Source organism: Vibrio spartinae (assembly GCF_024347135.1).
GTDB classification, from domain to species: Bacteria; Pseudomonadota; Gammaproteobacteria; order Enterobacterales; family Vibrionaceae; genus Vibrio; species Vibrio spartinae.
In genome coordinates this window covers 470,906-483,569 of the sequence record NZ_AP024907.1, presented here as the reverse complement: position 1 = coordinate 483,569, position 12,664 = coordinate 470,906, and the positions used below count along the sequence as shown (strand labels likewise).

Annotated in this window: 16 protein-coding genes; 10 read left to right on the top strand and 6 right to left on the bottom strand. The window is 39.8% G+C overall.

Going from position 1 to position 12,664, the window contains the following annotated elements; all coding sequences use genetic code 11:
- Positions 1–38: 38 nt before the first annotated feature.
- The 10 genes from OCU60_RS02200 to OCU60_RS02155 all read left to right on the top strand — a co-directional run bounded on the left by OCU60_RS02200 (position 39) and on the right by OCU60_RS02155 (position 8,709).
- Positions 39–962, top strand: coding sequence for a thymidylate synthase (locus OCU60_RS02200; protein ID WP_261854736.1), 924 nt, complete (start codon positions 39–41; stop codon positions 960–962).
- Complete coding sequence (locus tag OCU60_RS02195; RefSeq protein WP_074372067.1) at positions 952–1,518, top strand: inosine/xanthosine triphosphatase; 567 nt, start codon at positions 952–954, stop codon at positions 1,516–1,518. The genes OCU60_RS02200 and OCU60_RS02195 overlap by 11 nt, the downstream gene beginning before the upstream one ends.
- Positions 1,508–2,176, top strand: a complete 669-nt coding sequence (locus OCU60_RS02190; RefSeq protein ID WP_074372068.1) for an HAD family hydrolase — start codon at positions 1,508–1,510, stop codon at positions 2,174–2,176. The genes OCU60_RS02195 and OCU60_RS02190 overlap by 11 nt, the downstream gene beginning before the upstream one ends.
- Positions 2,137–3,396, top strand: a complete 1,260-nt coding sequence (locus OCU60_RS02185; protein ID WP_074372069.1) for an amidohydrolase family protein — start codon at positions 2,137–2,139, stop codon at positions 3,394–3,396. Before OCU60_RS02190 ends, OCU60_RS02185 begins: the two co-directional genes overlap by 40 nt.
- A gap of 2 nt (positions 3,397–3,398) precedes the next feature.
- Entirely contained in the window at positions 3,399–4,037 is a 639-nt protein-coding gene (gene purN, locus OCU60_RS02180) for a phosphoribosylglycinamide formyltransferase (RefSeq protein WP_074372070.1), read from the top strand.
- Positions 4,037–5,224, top strand: a complete 1,188-nt coding sequence (locus tag OCU60_RS02175) for an MFS transporter (RefSeq protein WP_074372071.1) — start codon at positions 4,037–4,039, stop codon at positions 5,222–5,224. The genes purN and OCU60_RS02175 overlap by 1 nt, the downstream gene beginning before the upstream one ends.
- Positions 5,225–5,548: 324 nt before the next feature.
- Positions 5,549–6,553 carry an ornithine carbamoyltransferase gene (argF, locus tag OCU60_RS02170; RefSeq protein WP_074372072.1) on the top strand — a complete coding sequence of 335 codons (1,005 nt, stop codon included), beginning with the start codon at positions 5,549–5,551 and terminating at the stop codon, positions 6,551–6,553.
- A gap of 274 nt (positions 6,554–6,827) precedes the next feature.
- Positions 6,828–7,757 (top strand): aspartate carbamoyltransferase, encoded by a 930-nt coding sequence (pyrB, locus tag OCU60_RS02165; RefSeq protein ID WP_074372073.1) that lies wholly within the window; start codon positions 6,828–6,830, stop codon positions 7,755–7,757.
- 14 nt (positions 7,758–7,771) lie between these two features.
- The gene (gene pyrI, locus OCU60_RS02160) at positions 7,772–8,236 is read left to right on the top strand and encodes an aspartate carbamoyltransferase regulatory subunit (RefSeq protein WP_074372074.1); all 465 of its coding nucleotides are present in this window, start codon (positions 7,772–7,774) and stop codon (positions 8,234–8,236) included.
- Between the two features lie 86 nt (positions 8,237–8,322).
- A complete protein-coding gene (locus OCU60_RS02155) occupies positions 8,323–8,709 on the top strand; it encodes a RidA family protein (RefSeq protein ID WP_074372075.1) in 387 nt (128 codons plus the stop codon).
- Between the two features lie 115 nt (positions 8,710–8,824).
- Here OCU60_RS02155 and OCU60_RS02150 read toward each other — a convergent pair whose 3' ends face one another.
- The 6 genes from OCU60_RS02150 to mlaD all read right to left on the bottom strand — a co-directional run bounded on the left by OCU60_RS02150 (position 8,825) and on the right by mlaD (position 12,663).
- The gene (locus tag OCU60_RS02150; protein ID WP_074372076.1) at positions 8,825–9,568 is read right to left on the bottom strand and encodes a 1-acylglycerol-3-phosphate O-acyltransferase; all 744 of its coding nucleotides are present in this window, start codon (positions 9,566–9,568) and stop codon (positions 8,825–8,827) included.
- Between the two features lie 91 nt (positions 9,569–9,659).
- On the bottom strand, positions 9,660–10,925 hold the full coding sequence (gene murA / locus OCU60_RS02145) for a UDP-N-acetylglucosamine 1-carboxyvinyltransferase (protein WP_074372077.1): 1,266 nt from the start codon (positions 10,923–10,925) through the stop codon (positions 9,660–9,662).
- 9 nt (positions 10,926–10,934) lie between these two features.
- Positions 10,935–11,189: a BolA family iron metabolism protein IbaG gene (gene ibaG / locus OCU60_RS02140; protein ID WP_074372078.1), complete on the bottom strand. Its 255-nt coding sequence runs from the start codon at positions 11,187–11,189 to the stop codon at positions 10,935–10,937.
- Positions 11,189–11,515: an STAS domain-containing protein gene (locus OCU60_RS02135; RefSeq protein ID WP_074372079.1), complete on the bottom strand. Its 327-nt coding sequence runs from the start codon at positions 11,513–11,515 to the stop codon at positions 11,189–11,191. The genes ibaG and OCU60_RS02135 overlap by 1 nt, the downstream gene beginning before the upstream one ends.
- Positions 11,512–12,135 carry an ABC transporter substrate-binding protein gene (locus OCU60_RS02130; protein ID WP_370738669.1) on the bottom strand — a complete coding sequence of 208 codons (624 nt, stop codon included), beginning with the start codon at positions 12,133–12,135 and terminating at the stop codon, positions 11,512–11,514. Before OCU60_RS02130 ends, OCU60_RS02135 begins: the two co-directional genes overlap by 4 nt.
- Positions 12,136–12,171: 36 nt before the next feature.
- Positions 12,172–12,663, bottom strand: a complete 492-nt coding sequence (mlaD, locus tag OCU60_RS02125) for an outer membrane lipid asymmetry maintenance protein MlaD (RefSeq protein ID WP_074372081.1) — start codon at positions 12,661–12,663, stop codon at positions 12,172–12,174.
- Position 12,664 lies beyond the last annotated feature (1 nt).

Genomic DNA, 12,664 nt, shown 5'->3' with positions numbered 1-12,664 from the left:
ATTAGCACAAGTGTGATAATAATATAAAAAATAATATCATGAATTATTTTTATGCTATCCTCATTTTCATCATAAATTTAAGCGTATGTATTATGAGTGTTTCCTCAGAATTAAATGAACCCCAAAATACCAAACTTGACATTGTTAACATCAATGATAGTTCTGTCGATGGCTTAGTAAAGAAAGCTGTACTCCATATCATTAACCATGGTAACAAAGTTAAAACAAGAGCAGGTGATGCGCTTCAATGTTATGGCGTGAACTACATTTTAAGTAACCCAAGAAATAGAGTTCACTCTTTAAGAGAAGGTGCATTAAAATATCTATGCAATGAGTTCATTGCATACTTTAAAGGAAGTCTGAATGCTGATGACGGCTTATCTAAAGCCTCCAAATTTTGGACAACTTTAGTTGACGAGAATGGAAATATTAATTCAAACTATGGATACTATGTTTTTTACGAACAAGTAGATAGTTATGAGAGTCAATTAGATTGGGTTATAAAAATGCTTATCAAAAACCCGGACTCCAGAAGAGCAATTATTAATATCAATCAGAATTATCACAAATCTGATACAAAAGACTTCCCATGTACAATTGCCATCATGTTTTATATAAAAAATAATAAATTATATTGTGAGGTATCTTCAAGAAGTACAGATGTAATCACTGGATTACCTTATGATATAGGTTTTTTCTCATTTATTCATGAGCTTGTGTATTGCATACTAAAAGAAGAAAGTTATGAAAACATAATACTTGGTGAAACGATTATGAAGACAACTTTCACACAAATATATGATAAAACATTTGATAAAGCAGTCGATATATTAAAAATGGGAAAACCAGATATTTCTTGTGTTATGCCAGTCATATCCAATTATAAATCACTATTGAATGACATTTATAACGGTACAAATGAGACTAATTTTATTCAATGGGTAACACAGCATGCAGAATAATATAAATGTTTTAGTTCTATCCAAAAATATTGCTAAAAATGAATCGGTAAAACAAGTTTTCTCTTCAATATTCAAGGATAAAGAAATAATCTTTCACTCCGTAGAAGTGAAGTCAGATATATCCAAAACTCCAATTAATGATGAAGAAGCAATATTAGGTATTGAAAATAGAATAAAAAATTGCAAAACATCTTTAAATGACATTGAGAAAGATTATGATTATCTAGTATCGATGGAAGGTTTAATTAATCATTATAGCTTCGGACATTTTGTATATGGATGGGTAAAGATTGAAGATCTTAAAAAAAGCAGAAATGCTTATGGCTGTAGTGCGAAAGTAAAAATTCCTGAAACTATAGTAAAAAGAATAAACAAAGATCAAGAGCTTTCTGATGTAATAAAAGAAATGTATTCTGAAATTCCACAAGATAAAATCAATACCATAGGAACAAATGGTGTTATCACAAATGAAGCATTTACTCGTGTTGACGAGTTTAATACAGCTTTACTCACATCTCTGGGATATCTAATCAACGAAAAAAATCATGACTATTAAAAAATTAATTTTTGACCTAGATGATACCTTAATTAATCATTCATTTGCTGAAAAAAGAACATTAATTGATATATTTCAATCAAATAATAACTCAGACCTATCATTTGAAGAATTTGTAACAAAAACAAAAGTAAGATCAAGTGATCTTTGGTCTCATTTTGAGCAAGGAAAATTAAATATAGATTCAGTTTTGAACCTTCGAAGTGAATACGTAAGTCAATTAATTCATCTCCCATTCAATGAAACTCACAAACTCTATATAGACTGCTATTTAAACAACTCACATACATACTCTGGATCTGATCATTTATTAGAAACACTTAGAGAAAGTTACTCTCTTTCTTTATGCACAAATGGGAAAGAAGAAATTCAAGTTGCAAAGATGAAAAAAAACAATATGCATCATTTTTTCGATTCTTTCTATTATGGAACAGAGTATCCTTTTAATAAACCCAACCGTTATTTATTTGAAAAAATATTAAGGAATGAAAGCCTAAAAGCAAACGAAGTCATCATGATAGGAGATTCATTAAAAAATGACATTTTAACACCTCAAAACTTGGGTATGAAAACGATATATATTGATAGAAATAAGTTCTTTTCAGATGGTAAATTAAAATGGAAAAATATAGTTCAGGAAGTAGAAAAACTTGCTTAAAAAATGTTAATTACTTTAACGAAAATAAAGAATTCGTTCGTGGAAATATATATATATCATCTGGAAAGATCTCAAAAATAGATCATGTGTCTGAAATAATCCAAGAAGGCTATGCTGTTTTGGATGCTTCTGATTGTTACGCACAGCCAGGATACACAAACTCTCATATACATCCCAGTAAAGATATGTATTGTGGGTACTCTGTATATGACTCAATAAGTAATGTTTTAGACGCAGTTCATAAAAACAATTCTTCTGAAACAGAAGAATTACAATTTAATTCAAGTATATCATCATTGAAGAAGCAAATTTTAAGTGGTGTTACAGGTATAGGCATATTTACAAGCAGAGCAAATATTGATGCCGAAGCTGCTCTAAGTTTAGGAGTAAGGGCAAACATACAATATGCTGTTAATGACACATGGGTTGGCAAAGAGTCCGTACCAGTTATTCAAAATAAAGAAAGCATTTTAAACCAATTTCATGATACTTATTCAAGGTATAGTCGTGATACTATCACTGTATCTCCGGCAACAGCATCAGAAATTTCATGTTCGGATGAGCTTCTTATTGCTCTAAATAATCTAGCTAAAGAATACAATTCTTTTATTTCATTGCATATAAATGAAGGACAGCATCAGTACAACCAATGTATTGAACATTTTGGAAAGTCAGGAATTAAACGATTAAATTCACTTGGTTTATTAGACAGTCATATCAATCTTATACATAATTGTTATTTGAATGAAGATGATATAAACATCATCAACCAAAAACCAGAAACGAAAGTTATCCATTGTCCAATTAGCAATAGTTTTGTTGGTGCTGGAACTCTCCCAGTATCCAAGCTAAAAAATAGTATCTCCTTAGGGACAGATGCAGCAATGGTCAATCCCTCAAATTCAATCGTGCAAGATACCATATTTGCTTTATACCATCATGGTACAGATGAATTACATAATAAAATTAATCCAGAAAAGCTAATTGATATGGTTACCATCAATGGTGCTCATTGTTTAGGTTTCAAAAACTGTGGTTTAATCAAAGAAGGATTTTCAGCAGATATTATTATTTATAATGATGAAGAACCATATAAAATAAACAACAAAACACCTGATATAAATAAATTCATAGTAAATATGTTTAACAAACACCCTAAGCATGTTTTTATTAATGGCCAGCAATTAGTCGAAAACTTTAATTTTATAGAAAGGATGTAACAATGAATAACATTGCTTTTTTATTTTCGGGAAGTGGAAGTTTGTTAGAATCTGTCTCTGAATTATGTTCAGATCTAATTAATAACTGTCATTTGAAGTTAGTTATATCAAACAACAGAGATGTTGACCTTGATAAGCTTCATATCCCGAAAGGTACTGAATTTCATATAATCGATCATGCTAACTATCAAAATCGATTAGAACATGAGAGTGCCATTGAAGAGCTTTTGATGGATAACGATATTCATCTCATTGTCTTAGGGGGGTACAGACGTATTTTCTCTCAGAATTTTGTGAAAAAGTTTGGATGCATCACAATTAACACCCATCCATCTATATTACCATCATTTCCGGGAGATAAAGCACAACAATCTGCTATCGATTATGGGGTCAGATGCAGCGGAGCAACTGTTCATTTCATCAATAATGAAGTTGACCAAGGACCAATCATTGCTCAAAGTATTATTGAGGTTAAAATGGGAACTCAGGAGTCAGAACTGAGAAAAAAAATTACAAATACAGAAAAGTATCTCATTCCTCAAGCAATCCGGTTGATCACATCAGGTAAAATTTCTTTTGATGGAACGAATATTGTTTATCATTCTGAAATTAATGAATCACTGTTATACATAGGAAAGTAATGAGTAATAATTATTTAAATGCTATAAAAGTATCTTCTTTGATATTTTTCTCTATTGTTTCTTTAGGTATATCACTTGCCATACTTCCTCTTTTTATAAAAGAGTCATTAGAGCTTTCGGCAATTTTCATCGGTTTAGCGGTTATAACGGAGTCATTATCAACTCTATTATCAAGATTTATATCAGGAAAAATATCTGATAAAAAAGGACCTAAGTATGGTATGCTTTTAGGTCTCTCATTACTTACGGCCTCTGGATTGCTATGTTTTATTACCATATATAACCTTTCTGAAGATATTATTTTAAGTTACTCAATTATAATTATATCAAGGATATTAATGGGTATAGGCCTGAGTTTTGTTTTTACTTGCGGTGGTACATGGCCTATAGGCTTAATTGGTCATGAACATGCGGGAAAAATCATGTCATGGGTAGGTATAGCAATGTTTCTCGGTCTCGCTTTGGGAAACTATTATGGCGCATGGAGTTATGAAACGATCGGTCTTGAATACTCAGCAGCAACAATTTTGGTATTACCTCTACTCTCTTTGCTAGTCTGTTTAACTATTCCTGCGATTGAAACAAAAGAAAATAAGAATGTTATATCTCTCTCTATTGCTGTAAAAAAAATATGGCCTTCTGGTAGTAGTTTTGTATTAGCTAATGTGGGATATTCTCTTATAACCTCTTATCTATTGGTTAATTTCATTGATTTAGGATGGAGTAAATTTGGTGCTTTAGCATTATCTTGTTTTGGTATTGGATATGTTATATCTCGACTAATATTTGGCTGGATGGCAGATAAAGCAGGGAAAGTATCTTGTATTACTTTTTTAGCGGTTGAATCGCTAGGATTAGTGCTCTTGAGCCTACAATACAGTCCATACATTTCTATTGCTGGATCTTTTCTCTGTGGTTTCGGTCTGTCTATGGTTTATCCACTGCTAGCAGTTGTCGCAATTAATAGTCTACCAAAGGAAAACATTGGTATAGCGATAAGCACTTACGAAGCCTGTTTTGATATTGGTATATTGATCGCAGGTTTAATTGGTAGCCTAGTCATCCATTATTACTCATATCAGTATGCATTTTTCATTGGTGTCATTTGTTGTTTAATCGCAGTTTTCACAACGAATTTGTCATATAAACGTTCGGAAAAACCAGTTGAAATTGTAGAGTCTTATTAAAGAATAGATCAATGTCATCGCGATAAATCGGGTAGAGATCAACAGAATATGTCGAAGATATACTACTTTCGACATCTTTTATATCTCATTACCGAACCCGGTATCTATGTGTAACACTGAAAATGAGTTACCAAAAGTCGTCACCGTCGAACGGCAACCCCCTCGATAACTGCGCTTGGGTTCACAGAAGAAAATATGCAATAAAAAACAAAAATCACGGTTTAACATGAATAATTCGCCATTTATTCAAACTAATTATTCACATACTGGGGTGTTCTATGGTTTACTAGCCATATTCGTGGTGACCTTTTGCAGGACTGAAGTATGGCTTTTAATTTACGTAACCGCAATTTTCTCAGACTTCTCGATTTTACGCCAACCGAGATCCAATTTTTGCTGGATCTGGCAGCAGATTTGAAAAAAGCAAAGTATACCGGTACCGAGCAGAAAAAACTGCTGGGTAAAAATATTGCGCTGATTTTTGAAAAATCATCCACCAGAACCCGTTGCTCGTTTGAAGTCGCTGCATATGATCAGGGGGCACAAATCTCTTATATTGGCCCGTCCGGTTCTCAGATTGGTCATAAAGAATCGATGAAAGATACCGCCCGGGTCCTTGGCCGGATGTATGATGGGATTCAATATCGCGGTTATGGTCAGGCCATCGTAGAAGAACTAGGCGCTTACGCGGGTGTTCCCGTCTGGAACGGGTTGACTGATGAATTTCACCCCACTCAAATCCTGGCTGACTTCCTCACCATGCAAGAGCATAGCCGTGGCAAACACCTCTATGAAATCTCCTTTGCCTATCTGGGAGATGCCCGCAATAACATGGGTAATTCGCTGATGGTTGGTGCCGCTAAAATGGGTATGGACATTCGTCTCGTCGCCCCTAAATCATTCTGGCCGGAAGAGTCGCTCGTCAAAACCTGCCAGGAAATCGCCAAGACCACCGGAGCGACCATTACGTTGACCGAAGATGTTGCCGCGGGTGTGAAAGGGTGTGATTTTCTCTATACCGATGTCTGGGTATCGATGGGCGAAGCGTCCGAGGCTTGGGACGAGCGCGTCGCACTGATGACGCCTTACCAAATCAATATGCAAACCATTCAGCTTACGGGGAATCCACATGTTAAATTTATGCATTGTCTCCCCGCATTTCACAATGATGAGACGGTGGTCGGTAAAGAAATCGCTGAGAAATATGGCATGCAAGGTCTGGAAGTCACGGAAGAAGTCTTTGAATCGGGTTATTCGATTGTATTTGATGAAGCAGAGAATCGAATGCACACCATCAAAGCGGTGATGGTCGCAACGCTCGGTGCTTAACATTCTTGCATCGCAGAGGCTGAGATTAATTCTGTGCAGACCCGATGTAATCGCTTGCACTCAATTAAGTTAAGCGTATAATGCCGAGCAATTTGTCTCAGAGGGAACATCATGGGCGTTCGGGATCATGCCGCAACATACGCTTGTCAACGCAGCATTAGGGTAAGTAAAGACACTTGCCTCATCCTATGGTTCTCCTTTGTTACTATTTTTGAAAGCCTCCCTGATCGGGGGGCTTTTTTATGCCTGTCAGAAAATACTAGGGAAGATGATCATGACGAATTCGCTATACAGAAAGCACATCATCTCAATCTCTGAACTCACACGCGATGAGTTAGAGTTGATTGTCAATACAGCAGGTCAGCTAAAAGCAACACCTCAGCCAGAATTGATCCGCAATAAGGTCATTGCCAGTTGCTTTTTTGAACCATCAACGCGGACGCGACTCTCTTTTGAAACCGCGATCCAACGGATTGGTGGTAACGTGATTGGATTCGATAACGGTGGTAATACATCATTGGCGAAGAAAGGCGAAACGCTGGCAGATTCAGTACAAATCATCTCTTCCTATGCCGATGCCTTTGTCATGCGCCACCCACAAGAAGGTGCTGCGCGTCTGGCTTCTGAATTCTCTAACGGTGTCCCCGTCATCAACGCTGGTGATGGTGCCAATCAACATCCGACTCAAACCTTGCTTGATCTCTTTACCATTACAGAGACTCAGGGACGTCTCGATGGACTCAACATTGCATTTGTCGGTGACCTTAAATATGGCCGCACCGTTCATTCCTTAACTCAGGCACTCGCTAAATTTAGCAACAACCGTTTCTTTTTTATTGCGCCGGATGCGTTGGCGATGCCCGACTATATCTTAGAAGAGCTGGAAGAAGGCGGTCATGAGTATAGTCTGCATACCGATATCGAGAGTGTGATTCCTCAAGTGGATATTCTCTATATGACCCGAGTACAGAAGGAGCGCTTTGATGAATCGGAATATGCGCATATTCGCTCGGCTTATATTCTTTGTGCCGCCCAACTTCAGAACGCAAAAGAGAATATGAAAGTACTTCATCCACTGCCACGCGTCGATGAAATCACCACGGATGTCGATCAAACACCACACGCTTATTTCTTCCAACAGGCAGAAAATGGCGTATACGCACGCGAAGCACTGCTGGCGCTTGTGCTGAATGAAACACTGTAAGGGAGCCAATGATCATGCCAAAAGATTCACAATTACAGGTAGAAGCCATTAAAAATGGAACTGTCATCGACCATATCCCCGCACAAATCGGTATCAAGGTGTTGAAACTTTTCGATATGCATCAATCCTCGCAAAAGGTGACTATCGGTCTCAACCTGCCTTCATCAGCATTAGGTATTAAAGACTTGCTGAAGATCGAAAATGTGTTCATTAACGAATCTCAAGCCAACAAACTGGCACTGTATGCACCTCATGCCACCGTCAACCAAATTGAAAACTACAAGGTAGTGAAAAAACTCGCGCTAAAACTGCCACAACGCATCAATAATGTCTTTGCTTGCCCGAACACTAACTGTATCTCCCATGATGAACCCGTAGAAAGTAGTTTCAGCATTGTAGAGAAAAAGCATGATATTCGGTTGAAATGTAAGTATTGCGAAAAGGTTTTCTCCAGAGAAATCGTCACAGAGCGTGCTTAATATTGCCCCAGCGATTGAGGCTTTACCTCGGCTCTGAATCAAGGCAAACTGACCTTTCTGAAGCAACATGTAATGGATAGAAAACAATGACAAAAGTAATTCATACGGAATCAGCGCCAGCAGCTATCGGGCCCTATGTTCAAGGTGTTGACTTGGGTAATCTCATCATGACATCCGGACAAATCCCGGTGAATCCGGTCACAGGCGAAGTACCGGTCGAGATTGCAGCACAAGCCCGCCAGTCTCTGGAAAACGTCAAAGCGATCATTGAGTCGTCTGGTTTAACGGTCGCCAATATTGTGAAGATGACAGTTTTTGTCAAAGATCTGGGTGACTTTGCAACCGTCAATGAAGTCTACGGCAAGTTTTTCGATGAACATGACGTTGCAAACTATCCGGCTCGTTCTTGCGTTGAAGTCGCACGTTTACCCAAAGATGTTGGGATTGAAATTGAAGCGATTGCAGTACGTTAAACCGATTTGAAGTGTATTTCGTTTGATGTAATACACGGATACGTCCGCATCTAAAAAGAAAAAGGTTGATAGCAATATCAACCTTTTTCATCATAACCAAGATAAACGGTTCGTATCAGTTCGTCACTGATCCCCGGCTCTGATTTAAAACAGAGACCTCTTGATCCAACGATGCAAGCTTCTCTTTCATCACTCGGTGAGATTCTTTCGCTAAGCGACGAACATCTTCTTTTTGCATGCCTTCCGTCGGAATCGGAGCCAACATTTCAACAATCACATGTCCGTTATTCCAGCGATTAAATTTCACATGACTGGTTGAACTACACACAATGGGCACCACCGGCACTCCCGCGGCAATTGCTGCATGAAACGCACCGACTTTAAAAGGCAATAACCCGCGTCCCCGAGAGCGTGTTCCTTCCGGAAACATCCACACCGAGACACGATGGTTTTTAACACTATCGACCACCTGATCAATCGTGCCTTTCGCTTTTGCTTTATTGGCGCGATCAATCAAGATATTGCCCGTCAGCCAATAGAGCTGCCCGAAGAAAGGAAGCCATACCAGACTTTTCTTTCCGACCGTAACCACCCTAGGTGTCACAGCCGCAGAAACGGTAAACATATCCCAGTTACTCTGGTGGTTCGCTATATAGATACTTTGTGTCTGCTGAAGGGCATTCTCCGGCAAACGTAGCTCAAGTTTAATCCCGAACAAACAGGACATACGAGCAAACAAGCGACCAAATGTATAAACATGCTTCGGATTACGTGGGCTCAACAAACAGTAACCACATCCAAAGATAAACATGAATAGCGCAAATATCACGACAGCTAATACACGTAATAGTGCAATCATTCTGTTCTCCTACAAGGGCTACCGTTAACGCGCCAGCCCCACAAATAAAAAAGCCGAAAACGCTACAGTTTCGACTCAGTCCGACAATTCATTAACCAACGTCACTGAACCTTTCAATACGTGCGCCCAGTGCGGATAATTTATCTTCAATACGTTCATATCCGCGGTCGATGTGATAAATTCGATCAACAATGGTTTCACCTTTCGCAATACATCCGGCAATCACTAGACTGGCTGATGCACGTAAGTCCGTCGCCATGACCTGAGCACCGCTCAATTCATCAATATCACCACAGATAACGGTATTGCCTTCGATCTCCGTTTTTGCGCCCATTCGCATTAACTCAGGCACATGCATGAATCGATTTTCAAAAATCGTTTCTGTAATGACACCACTGCCTTTTGCCATGATATTGAGCAACGTAAACTGCGCTTGCATATCGGTCGGAAACCCCGGATGCGGTGCCGTCCGAACCGATACCGCTTTCAATGTTCTTCCGGTCATGTCCAGCGAGATCCAGTCCTCACCGATTTCAATCAATGCACCGGCCTCTTCCAATTTCGCTAAGACTGACTCAAGCAAATGCGCATGAGTATTGCGACAAATAACCTTGCCACCAGAAACGGCGGCTGCGACCAGAAATGTCCCCGTTTCAATCCGGTCAGCCACAACGGTATGTTTACCACCGCCTAACCGTTCAACCCCTTCAATGGTGATTGTATCCGTTCCTGCACCAGAAATTTTCGCCCCCAATGTGTTCAAAAACATGGCAGTATCGACAATTTCCGGCTCACGTGCGGCATTATCTAAAACAGTTACACCTTCAGCCAGTGTTGCAGCACACATCACGGTGATCGTCGCACCGACACTCACTTTATCCATGACAATATGCGCGCCTTGCAAACGACCATCCACTGTCGCTTTCACATAGCCGTCTTCCAACACGATGTTGGCACCCAGTTGCTCCAGCCCCTGAATATGTAAATCCACAGGGCGCGCACCAATCGCGCAACCGCCCGGCAGAGAAACCTGTCCCTGACCAAAACGGGCAACCAGTGGACCCAACGCCCAAATGGAGGCGCGCATCGTTTTGACTAAATCATAAGGTGCACAGTATTGATTGATACGGCTGGGATCAACGTGCACTGAACCATTTCTTTCCACTTTTGCGCCTAACTGCTGCAATAAAGCCATGGTCGTATCAATGTCACGCAAATGGGGAATATTGGCGACTTCAACCGGTTCCTGAGCCAAAATTGATGCAAACAGAATCGGAAGCGCTGCATTTTTAGCCCCGGAAATAACCACCTCGCCCTGTAAAGGTCGATCGGATCCGGTTACTCGAAATTTTTCCATGAATCAACCTTACAAAGACATCAGTTTTCTATCGCGTTCCCATTCTGCCGGGGTGTAGGCTTTGATGGAAACGGCATGAATTTCATTACGCTGAATATATGTCATTAAGGGGGCGTAGATGAACTGCTGTTTCTTCACTCGGCTCATCCCATCGAAGCATTCATCAACTGCGATCACTTCAAAATGGCTGCCTTCCCCTTTAACATGGATTTCGTGAAGATGAAGTGCCTCATCTAAAATCTCTTGTACTTGTGCACTATCCACTATCTACCCCTAATTACTGATTCTGAAATATGGTTTGTTACGAGCGACTCAACGTTACTTAACTGAAATAACATGTGGAGTTGCTCTGGCACGAAACTGAGCATTATATGACAGTTTCGTTTTTTTGCATGTTCTATTAAGTGGATCAGCAATACCATGCCTGCGGAATCGACCCGTACCACATTTTCAAGTGAAAGCATGATTCGCTCATCCGTTGGCTGCCATTGCTGCAGAAACTGCCACAGTCCGGGGACAGTTTCCCGATCCAGCGCCCCACTTAACTCAATTTCACCCTGCTCAAGCGGATGCCACTGCGGATGTGTCATGACTTTTTCTTCTCAATTGTTATCGGTTGCTGAGAGAGCGCTTTCAACTCATTCGCCACCGCTAAGATACCATCGTTATTAATTTTACCGCTCCACTCCGAGCGTTTACTGGATAGCATACTGATACCTTCAGCTATCATATCGAAAGCCTGCCACTCACCCGACTTCGATTTTCTCAGTTTAAACTCAAGTTTAATATCAGGATTCGGTGTATCGATAATATTGACCATCACGGTCGTAATCCGGTCTGTTGCATCGATTTTCGGCGCTGGTCCGAATTGAATGGCTTGATCACTGTACTGCGTTAAAACCTGCGCATAACTACTAATGAGATACCCTTGAAATGCATTGATAAATGCCAGTACGTCATCTCTCTTGGCACCTTTCAGGTAAGGACCTAATAGCTTTAGCGCCGCGTACTGATAATTGACATAAGGCATCAGTTCATCTTTGACGATCACTTTTAAATAGCTTGGATCCTGATGAATCTTACCTTGCTCGGATTTCAAACGCTGAAACGTCTGTTCAGACACCTGCTTCATCATCTGATAAGGATTGTGCATATCAATGGTTTCCGCCTGACTGGTCATAGAACAGAACAAAACCACCAGTAATATCATATAGCGCATTAACATTCCTTACTCCTTCGTGTCTGCCTACTCTTTCTTATCATCACCGGAATTACCGCTCCGATAGAGGAACTGCCCGATCAGATTTTCCAGCACTAATGCAGACTTCGTATCTTCAACCTTGTCGCCATTACCCAGCAACTCGGTTTCATCTCCCCAGACAAATCCGGGCACTAAACTAATATACTGTTCACCAATCAACCCGGATGTCAAAATCTGCAGACTAGACGTCGCGGGAAATTCTTTATACCGACTGCTGATTGATAATTTCACCATCGGCTTCAATGACTGTGGATCCAAGCTGATGTCAGACACCCGACCGATAACCACACCGCCGACCTTAACAGGAGAACGAACTTTCAGACTGCCAATATTGTCAAACTCTGCGGTCAGTTGATAAGTATCATCCGCTCCCAGACCTTTTACATCAGCGACTTGAAAAATCATCACCAAAATTGCGCAAATTCCGGCAATAACGAAAGTGCCCACCCAAAATTCTATTTTTCGTGTTTGTTGCATG

Bases quoted from the DNA above. Each gene is read 5' to 3' on its own strand.
- OCU60_RS02135 (WP_074372079.1), bottom strand. From the start codon at position 11,515: ATGACACATCCGCAGTGGCATCCGCTTGAGCAGGGTGAAATTGAGTTA.
- OCU60_RS02155 (WP_074372075.1), top strand. From the start codon at position 8,323: ATGACAAAAGTAATTCATACGGAATCAGCGCCAGCAGCTATCGGGCCC.
- OCU60_RS02175 (WP_074372071.1), top strand. From the start codon at position 4,037: ATGAGTAATAATTATTTAAATGCTATAAAAGTATCTTCTTTGATATTT.
- pyrB (WP_074372073.1), top strand. From the start codon at position 6,828: ATGACGAATTCGCTATACAGAAAGCACATCATCTCAATCTCTGAACTC.
- argF (WP_074372072.1), top strand. From the start codon at position 5,549: ATGGCTTTTAATTTACGTAACCGCAATTTTCTCAGACTTCTCGATTTT.
- OCU60_RS02195 (WP_074372067.1), top strand. From the start codon at position 952: ATGCAGAATAATATAAATGTTTTAGTTCTATCCAAAAATATTGCTAAA.
- OCU60_RS02190 (WP_074372068.1), top strand. From the start codon at position 1,508: ATGACTATTAAAAAATTAATTTTTGACCTAGATGATACCTTAATTAAT.
- OCU60_RS02130 (WP_370738669.1), bottom strand. From the start codon at position 12,135: ATGATATTACTGGTGGTTTTGTTCTGTTCTATGACCAGTCAGGCGGAA.
- OCU60_RS02185 (WP_074372069.1), top strand. From the start codon at position 2,137: ATGGAAAAATATAGTTCAGGAAGTAGAAAAACTTGCTTAAAAAATGTT.
- OCU60_RS02200 (WP_261854736.1), top strand. From the start codon at position 39: ATGAATTATTTTTATGCTATCCTCATTTTCATCATAAATTTAAGCGTA.
- OCU60_RS02150 (WP_074372076.1), bottom strand. From the start codon at position 9,568: ATGATTGCACTATTACGTGTATTAGCTGTCGTGATATTTGCGCTATTC.
- pyrI (WP_074372074.1), top strand. From the start codon at position 7,772: ATGCCAAAAGATTCACAATTACAGGTAGAAGCCATTAAAAATGGAACT.
- murA (WP_074372077.1), bottom strand. From the start codon at position 10,925: ATGGAAAAATTTCGAGTAACCGGATCCGATCGACCTTTACAGGGCGAG.
- mlaD (WP_074372081.1), bottom strand. From the start codon at position 12,663: ATGCAACAAACACGAAAAATAGAATTTTGGGTGGGCACTTTCGTTATT.
- purN (WP_074372070.1), top strand. From the start codon at position 3,399: ATGAATAACATTGCTTTTTTATTTTCGGGAAGTGGAAGTTTGTTAGAA.